Origin of the sequence: Weissella oryzae SG25 (genome assembly GCF_000691805.2) — a bacterium.
In the GTDB taxonomy this organism is placed as follows: Bacteria; Bacillota; Bacilli; order Lactobacillales; family Lactobacillaceae; genus Weissella; species Weissella oryzae.
In genome coordinates this window covers 1-241 of sequence record NZ_DF820544.1, presented here as the reverse complement: position 1 = coordinate 241, position 241 = coordinate 1, and the positions used below count along the sequence as shown (strand labels likewise).

1 pseudogene is annotated in these 241 nt (G+C 38.2%); it reads left to right on the top strand.

Features of this window, described 5'->3' with window-relative positions:
- Positions 1 to 28: 28 nt before the first annotated feature.
- Positions 29 to 241 (top strand): annotated as a pseudogene (locus tag TT13_RS11520) (hydrolase); the annotation flags it as partial.

The following is a 241-nucleotide window of genomic DNA, read 5'->3' as shown; positions in this document are numbered from 1 at the left end:
ATCAGGTAGCGAATCAACGTCAGATTCAATGAGTAATTCAGAATCAGGTAGCGAATCAGCATCAGATTCAATGAGTAATTCAGAATCAGGTAGCGAATCAACATCAGATTCAATGAGTAATTCAGAATCAGGTAGCGACTCAACGTCAGATTCAATGAGTAATTCAGAATCAGGTAGCGAATCAATGTCCGATTCAATGAGTAATTCAGAATCAGGTAGCGAATCAACATCAGATTCAATG